This is a genomic window from Flavonifractor sp. An306, assembly GCF_002159455.1.
Classification (GTDB): Bacteria; Bacillota; Clostridia; order Oscillospirales; family Oscillospiraceae; genus Flavonifractor.
This window is the reverse complement of the sequence record NZ_NFIQ01000113.1, coordinates 1-7322: the sequence shown is the minus strand read 5'-3', so window position 1 is coordinate 7322 and position 7322 is coordinate 1. Positions and strand designations below refer to the sequence as shown.

Below are 7322 nucleotides of genomic sequence, written 5' to 3'. Positions count from 1 at the left end.
GGCCCGGGACGGCTACATGAAGCGGCCCGCCGTGATCTGGAACCGGCACAAGAAGGCGTATCTCTGCCCGGACTGCCTGGAGCCCATTGAGGCGTCCTTCACGGAGGACGGCATCCGGTACACGGGCAAGGTCAACCAGTTTTTCTTCCGCACGGAGAACCGCAAAAACCACAAGTGCGGCAACTGCGGCAGCCTCCTCTGGGCGCCGGTCAATCCCGGCCATGCCAGCGAGTGGGTGAAGTTAGGTTACGGCGTGATCTGCATTGAGGACATGCACAGCACGGTCGCATACTGGCGCACCTTCAGCCCGGGTACCACGGAGAACCGGGCCAGACGGCTGTGGGCGGCGCATACAGATGAGCGCACCCACTACGGGCGGTCCTACATGACGCTGATGGTGGACGGGAAACTGCGCTTTCTGAAAGGAACGGAAGCCGCGATATGATGGCCTGCGATCTGCACGATAAGCGGATTTTGAAACAACGATATTTTGGGGGATGCAGCACCGATGCGCCGCACCAGGGCACGGGCGTTCCCCGCTTTTAGGACAGACCCGGAAAAACAGGCCGGAGGCTTATGCCTCCGGCCTGTTTTATCTTAATCCAGAATCTTACGGATTCGTGCCTGCACAATGCCGCTCAAGGCGTCCAGCCGCACCTGTTCCGCCTGGATTTTTGGGTGCTGATGGAAGGTAAAGTTTCGCATCTGTTCCAGGTCTGCCCGGATCTCGTCTGTCAGCAGTCCTCGGGCAGTCAGGATGAAGTCTCTGCCGATTCGTGGGCGGCATCGGGCGATATACCAGTCGGGCGCTGCCAACTGGTCGTTGTCCAACTCAGGCAGCAGGCTCTTGTTGTTGTCAAATATCGGAGCCATCTGGAGGACCTCCATGGTGGCGGTGTCAAACAAGACGCCGAAATTCCCATAGTGCCGGTCCGGGTTCAGAATGATTGCATCCAATACGCACATCCGCCGGAAGGCGTCTTCGCCCCCGATCCCACGAAAATACCGGAGAAGGTCTGGAATCGTATGTTCAGCGCCGTGGAACACCGCGCTTGCCTTGGCCAGTCCTACCGTTTCGCTGGTAAACAACGGACACTTGGAAATCAGTTTCCCATGGTAGTAGTCCAGGTCATACAGAACCGCCTGCCGGCAAATGACTTCTGCCAACTGCGATGCCAAGAACTCGGACAGCGGCTCGATTTCCAGGAAGGTGCTTCCGCTCTTATAGAGTTTAATCCCACTTTCCTCCCGGATCCAGCACTTGGCGTAGTATCCATCCGTCCCGAATTCAGGAGAAGTGGAGGAAAAATCCGTCTCGCTGATGGTCCCGTCAAAGGCGGCCTCGCTGATTACCTCGCTGAAGGGATTGGTATAGAGGGAAACATCCCGCCACTGCAAAGTTTCCCCCTTCCGCTTTACCCAGAAGGTGTCGTTTAGGGACAGGGCGTGGGTCACCTGCAGGAATCCCTCCAGATCATCACAGCCATACTGCTCCAGGAGCTGCCGAATGTGCTCGCGATGTTTGGGCGCCTTCCGATGCTCCAGAAACGCAGCAAGGCCGCGATAGCCGATTGGCCGGTAGTCCACATACCAGGCGCCTTCATAAAATTCCGGTTCGTCAAACTCGTTCCTGCGGCAGATGAAATCCAACACCGGGGTGTCCTGATTCATTAGGATATATTTCGTCACTGCCATGCCTGCTACCCCCCCTTCCCATGGAATGATACCATTATACACGGCTTTCGCGTGGCCCGCAATACCGCCTAAGCGTATCGGAGTGGGACCGCGAAAACAAGACCGGAGGCGTATGCCCCCGGTCTTGCTGATAACCGATACAGAAAGCGTCCGCTGGCGGTTCCACCCTGAATTCGCCCTCAGTTCATCTTCGACATGAGTTCCAAAAGAACTTCCTTTTGCTCCTGCGACAGCGTGGACCACCTGTTCAGCAGATCTTCCTGTTCCTTGGTCAAGGAGACCAGACTGCTGTCCGAGAAAAACTGACTGAGGGATATGCCCAGAGCATCGCAAATGATCTCCAGCGTGGGGATGCTTGGCGTGGTGCCCCTGTGAAAGATATTCGCAAGCGTGGACGCCGGAAGTTTTGTCTCTTTTACCAAGCGGTATTCCGTCCATCCCCGCAGTTTCATATATTCCTGTATGCGCTCTATTACATTCAAAGACTCACACCCTTTATAGCCGTATTTTACCGTTATAATGAGTGCTGAAATAGAACCAAATAAAACTGTATTTTCACTCTCTTTTGAGATATAATGTGGAAAAACAACTTATTCAGGGGCGCCCATCGGGGTCCTTCTGCGGATTGACGAGCTGGCAAAATCCCTCCAACTGTTCATCGCTCAGCATTCGGACCACCTTCATGGCCTTCAGCTGGGAAAGCGAGAGATCGCCGTAATTCACAAAATCCTCAAATGTGATTCCAAGGGCGTCACAAATCAGCTCCAGGGAGTCCACCGTAGGATTGTCGTATTTTCCAGCCTCCAAATTGCGCACATAACTCTGTGATAACCCTGCCAGATTGGAGAGTTTATTGGTCGAAAGACCTTTTGCCATGCGCAGTTCTTTGATTCTGGCTCCAACATTAAAGTTCACTGCTATCACCTACTAATTAGTAGTTTATGATAGCATTATTTTTCTTCCTAAATTACATATATATCTTCCATTGTTAACAATAATCAAGTATATATACTACTAAACCAAAGTTTCATTAAATGGAGGGATCCACATGATCTTATGCCCGGACTGCGGGTGCCAGGCGTCCGACGGGTCCTATTTCTGCCCGGACTGCGGCAGGCGGCTCCAGGAACTGCCGCCAGATGTCGCGCGCTTCGTTGCGCCGGAGGATGTGCGCCGGGTCCCAATGCCTGTCTTGGTACAGGAGCATCCCGCTGACGCGGGCGGGCCTCCAGCCAGACCCGGTCCCATTCCACTTTCAGAACTTCCGGGCCAGTTTCGCGGCCTGGAAGCGCAGTATGGGGAAATCTATGCCGCGGAATTCATCTGTCCCGGCGTGTATTACATCGCGACAAGGCCCAGCGGCGCCGATTCCTTCTTCGGAGGGGAATACCTTGTGGTATCGGAGGATTCGCCCGCGATGTCCCCCGAGGCCCTCAGTTACGGCGTGCCCCTGCCGACCATTCCCAGGTCGTTTCTCTATGACTATGACTATTCCTGCAAGGGCAGGCATGTTGTAGAGTACGAGGCCCACAAATACCTGGATGAACACGGCCTTCCGCTGCCGGAAGGCGCGTCCCTGGCGGCGGATCGGGCGTTCGGAATGGATGCCTGCCCGGAATACTTCGGCGCATTCCCCGCCCCGGAGGAGACCCCCTGGGGTCCGGCACTCCGCCATGAGCGGCTGTGCAACGGGCTGTTCTGGCTGGAAACGGCTCAGGCCGGATGGGTCCTGGCCATAGCATACCCGCTTTGCAGCGAACTGTTTGAAGAGACCCTGGACCGCGTGGCACTGACGGAACACGACCGGGCACAGGGCATCCACAACACCTGCGGATACCGCTTTTACTCCTATCAAACAAGCTGCCTTCCGCTCTATGAGATGCTGCCCTTTGCCGAGGATACCTGGGGGACAAGGATCGACCCTGCCGCCTTGAAGAATGCGATTTTGAAGTATTTTCCGGACTACGGCTCGGGAGACGGTTTCAGCGGCCTTCAGATGATGGAGGGCGAGCGGCTTCAGGAGACGCCGGGGGCGGGAACTGACTTCTACCGTTTCCCATAAGACGGGGCGTGGTGCCCCGTAATATGACAAATCCCCGGCCCTTTCACGAAAGGCGCCGGAGATTTTACGGCTCTAAATTGTTTTCCTCGAACAGCGGGGAAGAAAAGAATTCGCACAGGTCGATGCCAAGGCCCTGGCATAACTCGTGGAGGATGCGCAGTTTCACGGAGGGATAAGTGCAGCCCACCAGGTTTGAAATGGTGGATCTGGGCACGCCGCTTTTCATTGCCAGTTGGTATTGCGTCATGTTCCGCGCTTCGAGCAGTTCCGTCAGCCGCGCGCTGACCGCCTCATTTAACTGTAACGCCATGTTCTTGTACCTCGTCCATGTGACTGTACCATCATTATAGGACAAGGTTGCGGCCAAATAGTCCATGTAACTGTACGGATCGGCCATTTTGCGATATGCCGGAAGGAGCGGCGGAGTACCATGAACACATGTTTTTTTATCGGGCACCGCGACGCCCCGGACAAGGTGCTTCCTTTGCTGGAAGAGGAAGTGGAGCGGCATATCACCGCGTACGGCGTGAGGGATTTTGTCGTCGGCCGCTATGGAAATTTTGATGCGCTGGCGGCCCACGCAGTCGTCTGCGCCAAGGAGCGCCACCCGGGGATCCGCCTTACCATGCTGCTGCCCTACCATCCGGCGGAGCGCCCGGTTTCGCTCCCAAAAGGATTTGATGATACCTTCTATCCGCCAGGGATGGAGCGCGTGCCCAGACGGGTGGCCATTGTGCGCGCCAACCAGTACATGGTGGAGCACAGCACATATCTGATCGCCTATGTGTCCCACCCGTCCAGCGGGTCCCGCGAGGTGCTGGAGGAGGCCCTGCGGCGGCAAAGGCGCGGCCTGATCCATGTGATAAATCTTGCGGGGTGGTACCGCACCATCCGCAACCTGAAGGACTGCCGCGGCGGGTACAACAACTGGATCTGCCTGGGCGAATTTGGGACCATGCCCTATGAGCGGCTGCTGGAACAGCTGGGCGCGCTGCGGAAGGACCACGCCTGTGACCGGGCGGCCTGACGCTATAAACTCATACGGGCCTACCTGCTCTCAGAGTATTTTGTCATGACCGGCGCTCCATACACAAAAGATCAATTCATGAGACAGGAGGAACATCTATGAAAAGTATCGGCAGTTTTCAAATCACCGGCATGACCATATCCGGGTTCAAGTGCTATGAGGAGGCCGCGCACCTCACCTTCGGCAATCCCACGGTCATCACTGGCGGCAACGGCCGCGGCAAGTCCAGCATAGCCGACGCCATCGCCTTCGCCGTCACCGGGCTCCCCTTTTTCGGGGAGCGCGGGATCGACCGACTGCACTGCGAGACGAATCCCAACCTAATGGTGGCGATGTACTTTGTGGATGGGGAAGGCCAGAACCATGAACTGACCCGCACCCGGCAGAAAAGCCGCATGACCATCACCTATGACGGCTATGAGATCCGCCAGCACGACCTCAATGAGATGTTCGGTGAAAAGGATGTGTTCCTCTCCATCTTCAATCCCCTCTATTTCATCGAGGAACTGGGGGACGATGGGAAGAAACTGCTGGAACGGCATCTGCCCGCTATCTCCCATGAGCAGGTACTCGCCGCCCTCTCCGAGAGTGTGCGGGCCTCGCTGGAGAACGAGTCCATCCTCTCCCCGGAGACCTATCTGAAGCGGCGCCGGGAGGAGATTCGGGACCTGGAGCAGAATGTCATTTACCTCAACGGGCAGAAGGATCTGCTGGACACCCAGCGCGCCAGCGGAGCGGAGAACCTGCGCGCGCTCCAGGATCGCCACGATACTGCCGGGTATCCACCGATGACGAGGAGCAGCTCACCAGCTATGAGGCGCAGCAGAACTACTACACCGACAAGATCATGACCAACCGGGAGTGGACCATGGCCGGGATCTTCGCAGACGAGGGCATCACAGGGACATCGGCTCGGAAGCGGCCCGAATTCCTGAAGATGATCCGGCTGTGCAAGCAGAAGAAGATCGACATCGTCCTGACCAAATCCATCTCCCGCTTCGCCAGAAATACGGTGGACTGCCTGAATTACATCCGGGCCCTGCGGGAATTGGGCATTGCGGTCATCTTCGAAAAGGAGAACATCAACACGCTGGAAGCCGACAGCGAGATCCTCATCACCATGCTTGGAGCCTTCGCTCAGGCAGAAAGCGAGAGCATCAGCGCCAATGTCCGCTGGGGCAAGCGGCAGGCCATGCGCGCGGGAAAGACAATCATACAGTATAACCGGCTGTACGCCTATGAAAAAGGCGAGGACGGCAAGCCGAAAATCATCCAGGAGCAAGCAGATGTGGTTCGTTCGATCTATGACCAGTATTTGAGCGGAGCCAGCCTTCGGATGATCAAAGAAAGGCTGGAAGCGGAGCAAATCCCCAATGTGACCGGCGGCTCCCAATGGACGATTACGGCGATCCGAAGCATCCTGACCAATGAGAAGTATTGCGGAGATGTCCTCCTCCAGAAGACCTACATCAGCGACTGCATCAGCCGCAAGGTCATCCGCAACACGGGGCAGCTCCCCATGTATCTGGTGCAGAACCATCATGAGGGCATCGTGGAGCGCAAAACCTTCGATGCGGTACAGGCAGAGATGGCGCGGCGCAGTGCCGGGAAAAGCCCTTCCAAAAAGAATGCCCCCACCGGGATGACATCCTATGCCAGCAAATACGCCTTGTCGGAGCGCCTTGTCTGCGGCGAATGCGGCACCCTGTACCGCCGCTGCACCTGGTCCAAGCAAGGCAGGAAGCGCATCGTGTGGCGCTGTGTCAGCCGGTTGGACTACGGCACCAAGTACTGCCACAACTCACCAACGCTGGACGAGGAAGCGCTCCAGAAGGCAATCCTCGCCGCAATCAACTCCGTCATGAGTCAAAAGAGTACGCTGATCCGGCAAATCACCTCCGCCATGGAAATGGAGCTGGCTCCGATCCCAGGAGAGAGCATGAGTCTTGCCGATATTGAAAGGCGGCTGGGCGAGCTGAACGACCAGACCCGTGAGCTGGTGGCAGAATCCGCCCGAGCTGAGGATGCCACCGCCTGCACCGCCCAGCTGAGAGCTATCATGAATGAGGCTGCCGCGCTGAAAGAAAAGCGGGCCCTGATCGAAGAACAGCGTCAGAGCAACGCTCAGGCTGTACGGCGCATTGAAGATGCGGCTGCCGCGATGGCTCAGGCGTCCACCCACATCAGCGAATGGGATGAAGCTCTCATCCGACAGCTGGTGGATACGGTCAAGGTCAACTCAGCGGAGAAAATCACGGTCTTCCTCCGCGGCGGCGTTCAGGTGGAGCAGGATATGATATAATAAGCAAAAGAAGGTGAACCGAAATGATCTATGCAACCGGCGATACCCATGGCAACTTCCAGCGGTTCGCACCCGAACACTTCCCCGAGCAGGCCGGAATGACCAAGGAAGATTATATGATCATCTGCGGAGATTATACCGAATAAGTTGCTATACCGAAAAAATCTCAGAATCCTGCAAATAACATATTCTACACAAAATTTTTCGGTATAGTATTTTTCAATCCAGCGTATAGA

10 protein-coding genes and 1 pseudogene are annotated in these 7322 nt (G+C 56.2%); 7 read left to right on the top strand and 4 right to left on the bottom strand.

Translation table 11 applies throughout. The features are described 5' to 3' along the window. On the top strand, positions 1 to 445 hold a 445-nt coding region (locus B5F88_RS18035), incomplete at its 5' end, for a hypothetical protein (protein ID WP_204246265.1). 152 nt (positions 446 to 597) lie between these two features. On the opposite strand, the gene B5F88_RS18030 is transcribed toward B5F88_RS18035, so the two are convergent. The 3 genes from B5F88_RS18030 to B5F88_RS18020 all read right to left on the bottom strand — a co-directional run bounded on the left by B5F88_RS18030 (position 598) and on the right by B5F88_RS18020 (position 2610). Beyond that, positions 598 to 1695 (bottom strand): HipA protein, encoded by a 1098-nt coding sequence (locus B5F88_RS18030; protein ID WP_087348776.1) that lies wholly within the window; start codon positions 1693 to 1695, stop codon positions 598 to 600. A 179-nt stretch (positions 1696 to 1874) separates the two neighbouring features. After that, positions 1875 to 2177, bottom strand: coding sequence for a helix-turn-helix transcriptional regulator (locus B5F88_RS18025; protein ID WP_275532959.1), 303 nt, complete (start codon positions 2175 to 2177; stop codon positions 1875 to 1877). Positions 2178 to 2289: 112 nt separating this feature from the next. After that, positions 2290 to 2610, bottom strand: coding sequence for a helix-turn-helix transcriptional regulator (locus B5F88_RS18020; RefSeq protein WP_242959874.1), 321 nt, complete (start codon positions 2608 to 2610; stop codon positions 2290 to 2292). Positions 2611 to 2743: 133 nt separating this feature from the next. Here B5F88_RS18020 and B5F88_RS18015 point away from each other — a divergent pair, with 133 nt between their 5' ends. Next, the gene (locus tag B5F88_RS18015; RefSeq protein WP_087348774.1) at positions 2744 to 3757 is read left to right on the top strand and encodes a hypothetical protein; all 1014 of its coding nucleotides are present in this window, start codon (positions 2744 to 2746) and stop codon (positions 3755 to 3757) included. 64 nt (positions 3758 to 3821) lie between these two features. Here B5F88_RS18015 and B5F88_RS18010 read toward each other — a convergent pair whose 3' ends face one another. After that, positions 3822 to 4067 (bottom strand): helix-turn-helix transcriptional regulator, encoded by a 246-nt coding sequence (locus B5F88_RS18010; protein ID WP_087348772.1) that lies wholly within the window; start codon positions 4065 to 4067, stop codon positions 3822 to 3824. A 120-nt stretch (positions 4068 to 4187) separates the two neighbouring features. Between B5F88_RS18010 and B5F88_RS18005 the strand changes: the two genes are divergently transcribed. From B5F88_RS18005 to B5F88_RS21885, 5 genes and pseudogenes are all read left to right on the top strand, one after another. Next, positions 4188 to 4784, top strand: coding sequence for a hypothetical protein (locus tag B5F88_RS18005; protein ID WP_343286484.1), 597 nt, complete (start codon positions 4188 to 4190; stop codon positions 4782 to 4784). Between the two features lie 98 nt (positions 4785 to 4882). Beyond that, positions 4883 to 5635, top strand: a complete 753-nt coding sequence (locus B5F88_RS18000) for an ATP-binding protein (protein WP_087348770.1) — start codon at positions 4883 to 4885, stop codon at positions 5633 to 5635. After that, positions 5614 to 5931: pseudogene (locus B5F88_RS21650) on the top strand (recombinase family protein); the annotation flags it as partial. The gene B5F88_RS18000 and the pseudogene B5F88_RS21650, both read left to right, overlap by 22 nt. Then, the gene (locus B5F88_RS21645; protein WP_343286485.1) at positions 5905 to 7086 is read left to right on the top strand and encodes a recombinase family protein; all 1182 of its coding nucleotides are present in this window, start codon (positions 5905 to 5907) and stop codon (positions 7084 to 7086) included. The pseudogene B5F88_RS21650 and the gene B5F88_RS21645, both read left to right, overlap by 27 nt. A gap of 23 nt (positions 7087 to 7109) precedes the next feature. Next, the gene (locus B5F88_RS21885) at positions 7110 to 7232 is read left to right on the top strand and encodes a hypothetical protein (RefSeq protein WP_275532958.1); all 123 of its coding nucleotides are present in this window, start codon (positions 7110 to 7112) and stop codon (positions 7230 to 7232) included. Positions 7233 to 7322 lie beyond the last annotated feature (90 nt).